Genomic DNA, 12356 nt, shown 5'->3' on the forward strand with positions numbered 1-12356 from the left:
GACATGGCCACCGCACTCGCAGAGCGAGGCACCGAGCCCGATCCGGGTTCCGCGCCGCCGCCGATAACGTCCAAACGCGACAGGATCTCGCGCGCCGAGGGATGGCGACGACGGGGACCACTGCTACCGGCGTTGATATTCATGATCATCGTCACGCAGATCCCCTTCATCGTGACGCTGTACTACTCCACCCAGTCATGGAACCTGGTCCGTCCCGGATCTCGGGAGTTCAACTGGCTCAACAACTATGTCGATGTCTTCACCGACAGCCAGTTCCGGACGGTGGCACTCAACACGGTGATCCTCATCGTCGGGACCGTTGTCATCTCGGTTCTTCTCGGCTTGTTCTTCGCCATCCTCCTCGACCGCAAGTTCATCGGGCGCAGCATTGTCCGCACATTGCTGATCACCCCGTTCCTGGTCACCCCGGTAGCCGCCGCGCTGCTGTGGAAGACGAGTCTGCTCTCCCCCACCAACGGACTGGTCAACTGGGCGCTGAGCCCATTCGGCCTCGGCGACGTCGACTGGCTCAGCGAGTTCCCGCTCGCCAGCGTGATGGCCGAACTGGTCTGGCAGTGGACACCTTTCATGATGTTGCTGATCCTCGCCGGCCTGCAGTCGATGCCGAAGGACATCCAGGAGGCCGCCCGCGTCGACGGCGCCACCAGCTTTCGGCTGTTCCGTGAACTGACACTGCCTCACCTGCGCAGGTTCATCGAACTCGGATCCGTCCTCGGAGCCATCTACCTGGTCAACACCTTCGACGCCGTGTACATGATGACCTCAGGAGGTCCTGGTGTCGCCAGTTCGAACTTGCCCTTCTATATCTACCAACGCGCGTTCCTCGGTTTCGATGTCGGACAGGCGGCCGCGATGGGTGTGGTCACCGTGGTCGCGACCATCATCTTGTCGAGCCTCGCCCTTCGCCTGATCTTCAAGAGTTTCAGCGGGAAAGAGGAGGCAGCCTGATGTCCACCGCAGTGAACAACACACCGGCACAACCACATACCGACATCAAGGACATCAAGAAGCGGCGTAACCGAGGCGGAAGCCTACTGACCGCCTTCACCTGGATCATCGCCATCGGGTTCTTCTTCCCGGTCGCCTGGATGGTGCTCACCGCGTTCAAGCAGGAGAGCGATGCGGCGACCAATCCACCGACGTTCTTGTTCACCCCGACGCTCGACCAATTCAAGGCGGTCTTCGACGCGGGCGTCGGGACTGCGCTGCTGAACTCGCTGTTCGTGACGACGGTGTCGACGATCATCGTTCTGCTGCTGGGCATCCCGGCCGCGTTTGCACTCTCGCTGCGTCCGGTGAAGAAGACGAGCGATGCCCTGTTCTTCTTCATCAGCACCAAGATGCTCCCCGTGGTCGCCGTCATCATCCCTCTGTACGTCATCGTGGGCCAGATCGGGATGCTCGACAACGTCTGGACACTCATCGTCCTGTACACCTCGATGAACCTGCCGATCGCGGTGTGGATGATGCGATCGTTTTTCCTCGAGGTACCCAGTGAACTGCTGGAGGCCGCCGAGATCGACGGCGCCAGTCTCTGGACCTCGGTTCGCGAGGTGATCCTTCCGCTGATCTCTCCTGGGATCGCTGCCACCGCACTGATCTGCGTCATATTCTCGTGGAACGAGTTCTTCTTCGCGGTGAACATGACGGCCGTCAACGCCCAGACGATGCCGGTGGCCCTCACCGGGTTCATGTCAGGGCAGGGGCTCTTCTGGGCCCAGCTGTCTGCCGCCTCGGTGATTGCCGCTCTGCCGGTGGTCATCTGCGGCTGGATCGCTCAGAACAAACTCGTCCGCGGCCTCTCATTCGGAGCCATCAAGTGAGCTTCGACAGAGCACATCATTCGGGCTCCGCCCGGGCCATCAACTAAACAGGAGCACACAATGGCAACCATCAGCTACGAAAACGCCTGCTGCGTCTACCCGGGCGCCGATTCACTGGCCGTCGACTCACTCAACCTCGACATCGAAGACGGCGAGTTCGTTGTCCTCGTCGGCCCCTCGGGTTCAGGTAAGTCCACCGCCCTGCGCATGCTCGCCGGTCTCGAGGAGATCGACAGCGGGGCAATCAAGATCGGCGGCAACAACATGGTCGGCGTGGCCCCCAAGGACCGTGACATCGCCATGGTCTTCCAGAACTATGCTCTTTACCCGAACAAGACGGTCGGCGAGAACATGGGCTTCGCGCTGAAGATGCGCGGTGTCGGGCTCGAGGAACGCAAGCGCAAGGTCGCCGAGGCCGCCAAGGTCCTCGACCTCACCGACTACCTCGACCGCAAGCCGGGCAAGCTGTCCGGCGGCCAGCGCCAGCGGGTGGCGATGGGACGGGCCATCGTCCGCGAACCGCAGGTGTTCTGCATGGACGAACCTCTGTCGAACCTCGATGCGAAGTTGCGCGTGCAGACCCGCACACAGATCGCTGCGTTGCAGCGACGACTTGGCACCACCACCGTCTACGTCACCCACGACCAGGTGGAGGCCATGACCATGGGTGACCGCGTTGCGGTGCTCAAAAACGGTGTGCTGCAGCAGTTCAGCACACCGACCGAGCTCTACGACCGACCGAAGAACGCATTTGTCGCCGGCTTCATCGGGTCTCCCGCGATGAACCTGTTCACCGCGCCGGTACGCGACGGTGCAGTGACCGTCGCCGGGTCCAGGATCGACCTCGACGCGGACTCGACCACGCTGATCGAGAAGTCCGGTCTGCAGGAGGTCACCGTGGGCATTCGACCCGAAGAACTCTCCCTCGGAGACGGTGGCGACGGACTCGGTGTCACGGTGGCGCTCATGGAAGAACTGGGCAGCGAGACGTACGTGTACGCCACGCTCGACGACCCACATGTCAGAAGTCTCGAGGGCGGGCCGCTGACACTGGTGGCACGATCGGGCCAGCGGTCACCCGCGAAGCTGGGCGAAGCGGTCCGGCTGCGGCAGAACAGCGGAAAGGTGCACCTGTTCCATCCCGAGACCGGCGAGCGGATCAGCCTCTAGCGCCGGCCGGTCAGCGGTTGGCGATCACCCGGCCGGCGCCGGGGTCGGGGCAGGCTCCACCGGCGCATTCGGCACAGCCGGAGCGTTCGGATCCGCGGGGGCATTCGGATCAACCGGTGCTCCTGAATCCGCCGATCCCGCACCGGAGCTGGACGGACCCGGATCCATCTGGGACACCAGCCATTTACCGTCGTGCTTCTCCAACGTCAGACGGAACATGCCGACGTTGGTCACCGGTGTGGTGGCAACGCTGCTGGTTCCGGTGATCTCGGCGATGATCAGTGTGGTCGCCGAATCCTCTTCGGCCGACACCACACCCGACGACCAGATCGACGGCGTGATCTTCAACTGCATCTGCGTGATGTCGGCCTGGGTCTTCTCCCGCTCCTTGAGCAGGTTGTCCCTGAACTGACCGGTGGTCAGCGGTGACATCGTGTCGACGTACTCGCCTGCGGTGGTGGTGTTCATGGAGTTGAGCAACTGGGTGACGAAGTAGTCGGAGGCCTGTTTTGCATCTTCGGCCGCCGTGATCTTGTCCTGGTCGGATTTCCACTTCAGCCCGAAGAACACCGTCACCGCGATCAGTGCGATCAGCAACGCTCCGGCTGCCACCTTGCCGATTGCCGAGACACTGATGGTTATCTGTCTGGCCTGCTTGGTGTTCGCTCCGGTCGACGCCGCGGCGGAGGCGGCAGAACTCTTCGCGGACGACGTGGCCGATCCCGATATTGCGGCGGTGGACTCGGCGACAACCGGCTTCGCCCGCCGGGACTTGCCCGATGGAACCTTCTTCGCCGACGGCTTGTCGGCGTCATCGCCGTCGCCGGTGGGCGTTGATACATCTTTGTCTGCCATAACGGCGTTTCTACCTCACAACAGGTCTCGAGAACGGTGACGGCATCTGCCGGACCGTGAAGCGGTCGGCTGTCAGCCCAGCGGCGCGGTGCGCGCGTTGGGGTCCATGTTGGGCGGAGGGCCGGCGGTGTCGTCGCCTGGCGGCCGTGGTGCGTTCGCGGCTCCCCTGATCTGCTGAGTCGGATCTTCGGTGACACAGTACATATTCACCGGAACCGAGCTCTCCAGGATCTGGGTGGGCCGCTGCGGCATCGTCGGGTACTCGCAGTACGGCCGCGGATAGATCGAGCCGAACGCCCACCACGCTCCGTCATGGAACATCGCCTGCGCGGTGGTGGCACCATCCCGGATCGACGGGAGCAGGTTCACCATCGCGGGAGCACGGAGCGCACCTTGCTGGGCGATGTCGAGGAACTGTTTCAGGACATCGGTCAGCGGGTCCTGCAGCTGATTGAGCGAGCCCGCCAGGGTGGTCAGCCGCGCCGGCCCGCTACCGAGGAACGTACGCAGTTCCTCGTCGGAGGCGACGAGAGCGTCGATCAATCCGCTCATCCCGCCGGTGAGCCGGCCGAGATCCGGCTGAACGTCTGCGGTCGTCTCCAGGATGGTGCCGGTGTTCTGGATCAGCGTCACCGTCTCGGGCAACACTCGGTACAGGTCGGCGAAGATCACGCCACCGCTGTTGAACAAGGCGCGGAGCTGGTTCTTGCCACCGGCGTCGAGTGCGATGTCGAGTTCGTCGATCGTGGTTTTCAGCTTGACCGGATCAATCTGTTTGACCACTCCGACCGTCGACTCGAGCAATTTCGGGAACGCAACCGTCGACGAGGTCTGGACCGACGAGATCTTGTCGCCGTTCGAGAAGTACGGGCCGTCGGAGGTGGGTGGCTGAAAGTCGACGTACTGCTCACCGACCGCGGAGAGTCCGAGAGCCTTGACCTCGGAATCGGTGTTGATCTGATATTTACTGTCGATCGTGACCTTGACCTCGACAGATGCCGGGGTGACCCGAACGGTGTCCACCTCGCCGATCCGCGAGCCCCGAAGCGTGACCTCGGAAGTCTCCTGGACACCACCAGAGTTCGCGAATTCAACTGTGAGCGAGTAACTGTCGTCGAACGGACGCCAGCGGAGGACGCCCAGTGTGAGATAGCCGAACCCGATCAGCATCACCAGGATCAATGCGAGGTTGGACAGGAGGATCCGATGATTACGGAGGAAAGTCATCATCGTCCCCTCACCCACAACATCCGCGGGTTCCGGTGAGCCGGGCGAGGACTCGGGTGAGCGTCTGGTTCAAGCTGTTGACACCCTGATTGAAGTCCTCCATCTCCGGTAGCCGGCTACCCGAGTCGAACCCGAAACCCGGTGACAGATACCAGAGCCTGGCACTCACCGTGGCCGCCGAGCCGGGGGTGGCATCAACCCACTTCGGGGTCAGGACACGTAGCTTGTCGGCCAATGGTCCGAGTTCTCCGACGGCTTCGCCCAGGGCATCGATGTCCACCAGCAGGTTGTTGGTCATCTCCACCGCATTCTCTGTCTGGGTGTCGAGGAAATCGTTCAGGGCATCGGTGACCGTACTGGTCTTGTCCAGCGTGGTGACCAGGGCCGGGATCTGACCGTTGACCACGTCCAGTGCCGGGCCGACCGTGTTGATGGAGGCGACCAGCTGTTCCCGCCCGTTCGACAGGTCCTCGGCGAGTCCGTTGAACGATTCGAGCGCGGTGTCGAACTCGACGGTGTTCTGGGCGAGGCGGCTGATGCCTGTAGTCATGCCGTCGATCAGGCCGGTCAGCTCGGGCGCCTTGCCACCGAGCGCGTCCGACAACTCGTTGATGATCTCGGTCAGGTTCTTGATGGAGCCACCGTCGACAAATGCGGTCGCGGTGACCAGCAGATCCTCCACGGTTGCCGCCTCGGACGTCTCGCCTGTCAGCTCGTCGCCGGGCGCCATGGTCCCCTGGGTGTCATCACCTTCCGGTGGCTTCAACGCGACGAACACGTCACCGAGAGGTGTGCCCTGACGGAGTTCGGCCCCGGTGCCCACCGGCAGCTTGATGTCCTTGCGGATCTTCATCGTGACGTCGGCCGCGTAGTTGTTCGCCGAAATCGATTCCACCAGCCCGATGTCGTTGCCGTTGAGTTTAACCTTGGCCTGCGACGGCAGGTTCAGCGCGTTGCCGAACGAACCCTTGATCTCGTAGCCGTCACCGACCCCTCCCGGCGCCGGCAGCGGGATCTGGTCGATCGTCAGGCCGGGGATGGAGCCGCAACCGGACAGCAACATCGTTGCCGCCAGGCCCGCCACGACTGCTCCCCGGGTCTGCATCACCGATCGTCTGCGTGTCATTTTGTCATCTCCACCAGCGCCGAGAACACACCCAGATCGGGGCCGAAATCTTTCAATTTGCCGGTCCGGCAGCCGTTTTCCTGCAAGTTGATGGCTTCACAGAAGGTCGACAGCAGCTCGGTGTCGAGCAACGACTTGTCGATCAGCAACTGTGCGCGCCACGCCCTCTGCTCCACGGACACCGAGTTGGCCAGATTGTCGAAAGCCAACGGCGCGACATCGATCGTGTCGACCAGTTGACGCGAGTAATCACTGAGATTGCTGATCAGTGCGGCCAGCCTGCCCATCGAGCTGTCGACGACATTGACGTTCCCTTCGAGGAAGGTGGCGGTGTTGTTCAATGTCTGGTTCAACGCCTGCATGGTTGCCTGCAGACCCGGCGACTGGTCACCCAGCATCTGCGAGACCTGGGTGATGGCCGACGAGAACGCCGTCATCTTCGGATAGTTGTCCACCAGGGCCGTGGTCAGAATCGAGATCTTCTTGATCATCTCGACGAGTGCATCTCCGTTGTCGACGCCGACCTGCGCGACCTTGTTGAGTTCTTCCAGCGCAACGGCCATCCGCTCGCCGTTGCCACCGAAGATCCCCGACGAGATCGTCAGCATGTCGCCGAGGGGCCCACTGCCATCCGGGTCTGCCTTGAACTCCTCCACGAGGTTGTCCACGGTGTCGAAGAGCTCCCCGATCTCCACCGGGCTCTTTGCATTGGCCACGGTGTCACCGTCCCCGAGCTTCTCGCCTTCGGTGTAGGTGGGCGACAACTCGATGTGCCGGGTGGTCACCAACGAGGTGTTGATGATGGCGGCGGTGGCGTCTGCCGGGATGGGTATGGACTTGTCGACGGTGAACTCCACTTTGACCCGGTCACCCTGAGGGGTGATCGACAGGACCCGACCCACGGGCATGCCCAACACATCCACGTCGTTGTCGGTGTAAAGCCCTGCCACACTGTCGAAATAGGCGGTCAGCTTGATCGACTCGCCCACGGCGTGGCGCCATTCGGCGGGAATCAGCGTGCATCCGGTACCGAGGAGTGCGGTGGTGATCAGCAGTGCTGTCATCACCATCGAGCGGCGTACCGTGCTCGCGCCTCGGCGCGCGACATGCTGAGTGCTCAACATCCGTCGACCACCCTCGCTGCGCAGAGCCAGTTGTCGGGGAAGATGCCCCACGGGAGGTAGCCCATCGCGTAGGGACCGGATCCGGTGGTGTTGGCGATCGCCCGAACGGTGAGCGGCAGGACCTCGAGCATGTGACGGAGGTTGTCGCGGTTCTTTTCCATACCCTCGGAGATCGTGTTGAGGTTGGCGATCAGGGGCGCGAACTGATTGTTGTTCTCAGCACCCATGGCTGACATCTGGTTCGACAGGTCCGCGACGCCATCGAGCATCTTGATCACCAATTGCTGCCGGGTGGCGATCTTCTGAGCCAACAGCTGGCCCTGACCGACGATCACCGACAGTTGATACTGGCTGCTGTTGACGATCTCGGTGACGGAGTTCGTGTCCTTGATGAGCAAATTGATCTGGTCACTGCGGTTGCTGATCACCCTGGACATCTCGGTCAGAGAATCCAACGTGGTGCGGGTGATCCCCGGCGCGCCGGCCAACTGTTTGTTCAGCGCATCCACACTGTCGCTGAGGCTTTCGGCGTTCACCCCCGCGAGAACGGGTGTCCCACGCTCGATGGTTTCCTGCAGGTCGTACGGCACCTGGGTGCGGGCGATCCTCGAGCCGCTGAGTCGAGCCGTCGATTCACCGACCTTGATGTCGACGTAGCGCTGTCCGAGCAGCGTCGAGAGCTTGATCTCGGCGGAACCATCGGACATCACCTCGACGTCCTTTTGCACCTCCATGGCGACCGCGACGTGATCACCGGCCAAGGTGGTCTTCGAGACCTCCCCCACGTCGATGCCGGCGACGCGGACCTTGTCACCGGGGCGGATACCGCCGGCCTGGGAAAAGTCGGCGGTGTACTCCCGCTTGCCAATCCCCGACTCCGAGATCGCGAACGTGGACACCACGATCAGGACCAGCACCACCGACCCGATTGCTCCGAGCCAGAAATATCGATGCTCGGACCAGCTGCGGCGCAACATGTTCGGCTTCACAGCATGTGCCTCCCCGGGGCTCATCGGCACACCACCGAGTGCTGGGTGCCGCCGATCTGGCTGATCAACCCCGGCGGGAAGAGAACACCACCGATTGATACGTCCAGTTCGCAGGCGTAGATGTTCAGGTAGGCGCCCTGTCCCATCACCATGGGAAAGTGCACCAGGAACAGCGGCAGATCGATTGCCAGCTGGTCGAGTTTGGACCCGATGCCGATCATGCGGCCGGTTGTGTCCCGCAAGCTCTGCCCGAGTTGCTCGGCATCAGGACGGATCCGGCCGAGCAGCCCACCGAGGCGGCTCGTCGCATCACCGATGCTGTCGACCGAGGCACCCAGCGACGTCGAGTTGCCGTTCAGCCCCTCGATCAATCCAGCGAGGTTCTTCACCAAGACCTGCATCTGATCGCCCTGAGAGCTGAGGTCGCCCATCACCGCACTCAGATTGGTGATGAGGGCTCCGATGACCTGATCTCGATTTCCGAAGTCTGCGGCCAGCTTTCCGATCTGCTCGATCGTGTAGCTGAGCGATACCTGGTTGCCTTGGAAGGTCTGCACAAGACTCTCCGACAGCTGGTTGACCTGCTCGGGTTCGAGGGTGTCGAACACCGGCTGGAAGCCCGCGAGCAACGCCGAGACGTCAAACGAATCCTGTGACGGTTCTTCGAGAGTCGACCCCGGCTTGAGCTTCTTCTGTTCTGCGCCCTCGACGAGGTCGAGTCCCAGATAGCGCTGTCCGATCAGGTTCTGGTAGCGGATCGACGCCTGCGTGTTGGAGAAGATGGTCTGGTCGGTCTGCAGGTCGAACGTCACCTTGGCCCGGTTGCGATCGAGGGTTATGTCCGAGACCCTGCCGACCCGGACCCCGGCCATCCGCACGTCGTCACCCGAGTGCAGGCCCGAGGCGTCGCTGAAATAGGCGGTGTACCCGTTGGTCTGACCCGGCACGGCTCGTTCCAGCGTCGACCAGATCGTGTACGTGAGCAGCAACGCCAGTACGGCGAACAGGCTGAAGCCGATGAGAGGCTTGCGGTAACCCATCAGCCCTCCCCGCCGGTGTTCTGCTGCACCCGCACCGACTGGACCAGCGGGCCGAGCATCAGCGTGTCAGCTGCCGAGGGTTCGCGATCGAGTGCAGCGCGCAGCGTCTCATTGTCGGAGCCCGTTGTGACCGGCCTGGGAAGGGAGGATTCGTCGGTGTTCGTCTCGGTGTCAGCTCCGGCGGGCCGCACCACGAGGGGGCCGGAGTTCGTCGGTCCGATGCCGGTCCCGGGTCCGGTACATCCCGGTCCCCGGGTGATGCCGTACTCACCGCCGTTGTACACGGGGCAGTTCTGGCGGTTGTACTGCAAGAACGGGCTCAGGCTCACGCCGATGTTCAACTGCGGCTTCCCGTTGGTTCCGGTGAAAACGGTCAGGACCTTGCCGGCCAGCTGGTTGAGTGCCCGGATACCGCCTGGGAGCGCCTCCGAGTCCACGGCCACCGCGCCGGTCATCGTGTTCAGGTTCTGCACGATCTGTATGCCCGAATCACCGTTGCGCGCGAACAACTCCTGGATGCGGTCGATCATCGACTGGGCCGCGGTGAGCGTGCTCGCGAGGTCGCGTTGGCGTTCGATGATCGTGATGGACGGGATCACCGCACGCCCCATGGTGTCGAGTAGTTGAGGTGTCGATTGCTCGATCCCCTGCATGGCCCGGTTGAAATTGTCGAATCCGGGAGGTGCGCCATCGGGGAATTGGGCATTGATCTGCTGCCAGTACTGGTTGAGCGTGCCCACGAAGGCGGAGAACACGTTTCCTCCGCCGCGCAGCGCATCGGCGATGGTCCCGAGGACGCGACCGATCTCCTCCGGCGGGACGGCGACGAAGAGCTCGCGTAGATCGTTCTGCACCGTCTGCAGGGCGATGGTCTCCTTGGACTCGTCCGCGGTGATCTTGCTCCCGTTCGACAGGTGCCCCTTGGGATCAGGTGGTGCGATGAGTTCCACCGAGTTGACGCCGAACAGGTTGCTGGGCACCGTTCGTGCCGTCACGTTGGCGGGTACGCCCTGCGCCTGCTCGGGGGCCACCTCGATGAGGACGTCGGACAGGTCGTTGTTCGCGGTCTCGATCGACTTGACGCTGCCGATGATGACACCGTTGTACCGCACGTCCGCCTGACTCGTCAGACCGTCGCCCACATCGTCAAGAGTCGCGGTCACCTCGAGTTTTTCCTCAAAAGTGCCCTGGTGCCTGAGCATGAGGACAAAAAGGATCAGCACGAGCGCCACGACAAATGCGACGCCGCGCAGAAAGTACTGGGTCACAGACGGATTGCGTCCGGTGGTGTCGACGAACATGTGTTACCCCGAAATCCTGATGCCGGGCGACAGGCCCCAGAAAACAAGTGTCAAAAGAAGATTCGCGAAGACCAGCACGATGATCGACAGCCGGATTGCGTGGCCGGCCGCCACCCCCACACCCTCTGGTCCGCCTGAAGCAAAGAACCCGTAGTAGCACTGGATGAACGTCGTGAGCAGCACGAACACCACAACCTTCATCACCGAGAACACCATGTCCTTGGACAGGATGAACTGGTAGAAGTACGACAGGTATGCGCCGCGGCCCTGCCCGCTCTGCACTTGGAACATGAGTTGGCAGGCCAAGTAGTTCGCGGCCAGCGACACCGAGTACAGCGGGATGATGGCGATCACGGCGGCGATCATGCGGGTGGTGACGAGGTACGGCATCGGCCGGATCGCGATCGATTCGAGTGCGTCGATCTCCTCGCTGATCCGCATCGAGCCCAGTTGAGCGGTGAAGCGGCACCCGGACTGCGCGGTGAAGGCGACCGCAGCCAGCAAGGGCCCCAATTCGCGGGTGGTCGCGAATGCCGAGATGGCACCGGTGACCGGCGACATGCCCAGCAGGTTGAGGGCTGTATAGCCCTCGATACCCACGGTCGCACCACCCATGATGCCGAGCAGGATGATCACGCCGATCGTTCCGCCGCCCACCACGATGGCGCCGTTACCCCAGGTGACGTCGGAGAGCAGTCGCCAGATCTCTTTGCTGTAGTGCTTGAAGGCGATCGGGACCGCACCGACCGACCGGACCAGGAAGGTGACCTGATGTCCCATCAACACCAATGTGTCGCGAGGTGACTGATAGACCTTCTTGCCCCATTCGAGTGGCTTGAGGGCCGGCGGCGTGTACTTGGAGGCGACCATCAGACCACCCTGGCCGGGACGACCACCGCGAAGATCTGGGTGAGGATGACGTTGACCGTGAACAACAGGATCACGGAATTGACCACCGCCGCGTTGACCGAGTTGGCGACACCTGAGGGTCCCCCTTTCGTAGTGAGCCCGCGGTCGCAGGCCACCACGGCGACGATCGCGCCGAAGATCACTGCTTTGGTGATGGCGAACGCGAGGTCGGCCGGGGATGCAAAGGACGCGAAGGTGCCGGTGTAACTACCCGGCGTACCTCCCTGGAAGTAGACGTTGAAGACGTAGCCGGTGACGAAGCCGATGAAGCACACGAATCCGCAGAGCAGGAAACTCACGACCATCGTGGCCAGCAGCCGCGGCGCGATGAGCCGCTGGGTGGGATTGACTCCCATGACCCGCATCGCGTCGATCTCATCGCGGATGGTTCGCGAGCCCAGGTCGGCAGCAATGGCCGACCCGACCGCGCCCGCAAGCAGAAGAGAGGTGACCAGCGGAGCGCCCTGCCTGATCACGCCGAGACCGGTTGCCGCGCCCGAGAACGAGGTGGCGCCGATCTGGTTGGCGATGTTGCCGACCTGGATGGAGACGATCACACCGACCGGGATGGCAACCAGAAGAGTGGGGATGACGGACGTGTTGGCCATGAAAGCGCATTGGCGGATGAACTCACCGAATGGGAACCGTCGCTTCACGATGTCGACGAACAGCACCTTGAAGACCTCCAGGAACAGCGTCATCTGCCGCCCGAAGGTCTCGAAAGATGCGATCACGTGGCCGCGGAACCAGCGTTTGGCGGGCAGCATGGCG

Annotated in this window: 12 protein-coding genes; 3 read left to right on the forward strand and 9 right to left on the reverse strand. The window is 62.6% G+C overall.

The genetic code is table 11. The features are described 5' to 3' along the window. The first annotated feature begins 3 nt into the window (after positions 1-3). Genes MVA47_RS19035 through MVA47_RS19045 form a run of 3 tightly spaced genes read left to right on the forward strand, consistent with a single transcriptional unit; the run spans position 4 to position 3014 of the window. Complete coding sequence (locus tag MVA47_RS19035) at positions 4-969, forward strand: carbohydrate ABC transporter permease (RefSeq protein ID WP_023961028.1); 966 nt, start codon at positions 4-6, stop codon at positions 967-969. Further along, complete coding sequence (locus tag MVA47_RS19040; RefSeq protein ID WP_247209330.1) at positions 969-1844, forward strand: carbohydrate ABC transporter permease; 876 nt, start codon at positions 969-971, stop codon at positions 1842-1844. Before MVA47_RS19035 ends, MVA47_RS19040 begins: the two co-directional genes overlap by 1 nt. 60 nt (positions 1845-1904) lie before the next feature. After that, positions 1905-3014 carry an ABC transporter ATP-binding protein gene (locus tag MVA47_RS19045; RefSeq protein ID WP_030172871.1) on the forward strand — a complete coding sequence of 370 codons (1110 nt, stop codon included), beginning with the start codon at positions 1905-1907 and terminating at the stop codon, positions 3012-3014. A gap of 24 nt (positions 3015-3038) precedes the next feature. Here the strand turns inward: MVA47_RS19045 and MVA47_RS19050 are convergent, their stop codons facing one another. The 9 genes from MVA47_RS19050 to MVA47_RS19090 all read right to left on the reverse strand — a co-directional run bounded on the left by MVA47_RS19050 (position 3039) and on the right by MVA47_RS19090 (position 12352). Then, on the reverse strand, positions 3039-3869 hold the full coding sequence (locus MVA47_RS19050; RefSeq protein ID WP_247209331.1) for a hypothetical protein: 831 nt from the start codon (positions 3867-3869) through the stop codon (positions 3039-3041). A 72-nt stretch (positions 3870-3941) separates the two neighbouring features. Continuing rightward, positions 3942-5096 (reverse strand): MCE family protein, encoded by a 1155-nt coding sequence (locus MVA47_RS19055; RefSeq protein ID WP_374474420.1) that lies wholly within the window; start codon positions 5094-5096, stop codon positions 3942-3944. A 10-nt stretch (positions 5097-5106) separates the two neighbouring features. Continuing rightward, complete coding sequence (locus MVA47_RS19060) at positions 5107-6222, reverse strand: MlaD family protein (RefSeq protein ID WP_247209333.1); 1116 nt, start codon at positions 6220-6222, stop codon at positions 5107-5109. After that, positions 6219-7346, reverse strand: coding sequence for an MCE family protein (locus MVA47_RS19065; RefSeq protein ID WP_247209334.1), 1128 nt, complete (start codon positions 7344-7346; stop codon positions 6219-6221). Before MVA47_RS19065 ends, MVA47_RS19060 begins: the two co-directional genes overlap by 4 nt. Next, a complete protein-coding gene (locus MVA47_RS19070; RefSeq protein ID WP_247209335.1) occupies positions 7340-8359 on the reverse strand; it encodes an MCE family protein in 1020 nt (339 codons plus the stop codon). The genes MVA47_RS19065 and MVA47_RS19070 overlap by 7 nt, the downstream gene beginning before the upstream one ends. After that, on the reverse strand, positions 8356-9375 hold the full coding sequence (locus tag MVA47_RS19075) for an MCE family protein (protein ID WP_247209336.1): 1020 nt from the start codon (positions 9373-9375) through the stop codon (positions 8356-8358). The genes MVA47_RS19070 and MVA47_RS19075 overlap by 4 nt, the downstream gene beginning before the upstream one ends. Further along, positions 9375-10676, reverse strand: coding sequence for an MlaD family protein (locus tag MVA47_RS19080; RefSeq protein WP_247209337.1), 1302 nt, complete (start codon positions 10674-10676; stop codon positions 9375-9377). Before MVA47_RS19080 ends, MVA47_RS19075 begins: the two co-directional genes overlap by 1 nt. Before the next feature lie 3 nt (positions 10677-10679). Beyond that, positions 10680-11546 (reverse strand): ABC transporter permease, encoded by an 867-nt coding sequence (locus MVA47_RS19085; protein ID WP_023961037.1) that lies wholly within the window; start codon positions 11544-11546, stop codon positions 10680-10682. Then, complete coding sequence (locus tag MVA47_RS19090) at positions 11546-12352, reverse strand: ABC transporter permease (RefSeq protein WP_247210907.1); 807 nt, start codon at positions 12350-12352, stop codon at positions 11546-11548. Before MVA47_RS19090 ends, MVA47_RS19085 begins: the two co-directional genes overlap by 1 nt. Positions 12353-12356 lie beyond the last annotated feature (4 nt).

It is taken from the genome of Williamsia sp. DF01-3, from assembly GCF_023051145.1.
Lineage (GTDB): Bacteria > Actinomycetota > Actinomycetes > Mycobacteriales > Mycobacteriaceae > Williamsia.

Bases quoted from the DNA above. Each gene is read 5' to 3' on its own strand.
- MVA47_RS19035 (WP_023961028.1), top strand. From the start codon at position 4: ATGGCCACCGCACTCGCAGAGCGAGGCACCGAGCCCGATCCGGGTTCC.
- MVA47_RS19040 (WP_247209330.1), top strand. From the start codon at position 969: ATGTCCACCGCAGTGAACAACACACCGGCACAACCACATACCGACATC.
- MVA47_RS19045 (WP_030172871.1), top strand. From the start codon at position 1,905: ATGGCAACCATCAGCTACGAAAACGCCTGCTGCGTCTACCCGGGCGCC.
- MVA47_RS19050 (WP_247209331.1), bottom strand. From the start codon at position 3,869: ATGGCAGACAAAGATGTATCAACGCCCACCGGCGACGGCGATGACGCC.
- MVA47_RS19055 (WP_374474420.1), bottom strand. From the start codon at position 5,096: ATGACTTTCCTCCGTAATCATCGGATCCTCCTGTCCAACCTCGCATTG.
- MVA47_RS19060 (WP_247209333.1), bottom strand. From the start codon at position 6,222: ATGACACGCAGACGATCGGTGATGCAGACCCGGGGAGCAGTCGTGGCG.
- MVA47_RS19065 (WP_247209334.1), bottom strand. From the start codon at position 7,346: ATGTTGAGCACTCAGCATGTCGCGCGCCGAGGCGCGAGCACGGTACGC.
- MVA47_RS19070 (WP_247209335.1), bottom strand. From the start codon at position 8,359: ATGAGCCCCGGGGAGGCACATGCTGTGAAGCCGAACATGTTGCGCCGC.
- MVA47_RS19075 (WP_247209336.1), bottom strand. From the start codon at position 9,375: ATGGGTTACCGCAAGCCTCTCATCGGCTTCAGCCTGTTCGCCGTACTG.
- MVA47_RS19080 (WP_247209337.1), bottom strand. From the start codon at position 10,676: ATGTTCGTCGACACCACCGGACGCAATCCGTCTGTGACCCAGTACTTT.
- MVA47_RS19085 (WP_023961037.1), bottom strand. From the start codon at position 11,546: ATGGTCGCCTCCAAGTACACGCCGCCGGCCCTCAAGCCACTCGAATGG.
- MVA47_RS19090 (WP_247210907.1), bottom strand. From the start codon at position 12,352: ATGCTGCCCGCCAAACGCTGGTTCCGCGGCCACGTGATCGCATCTTTC.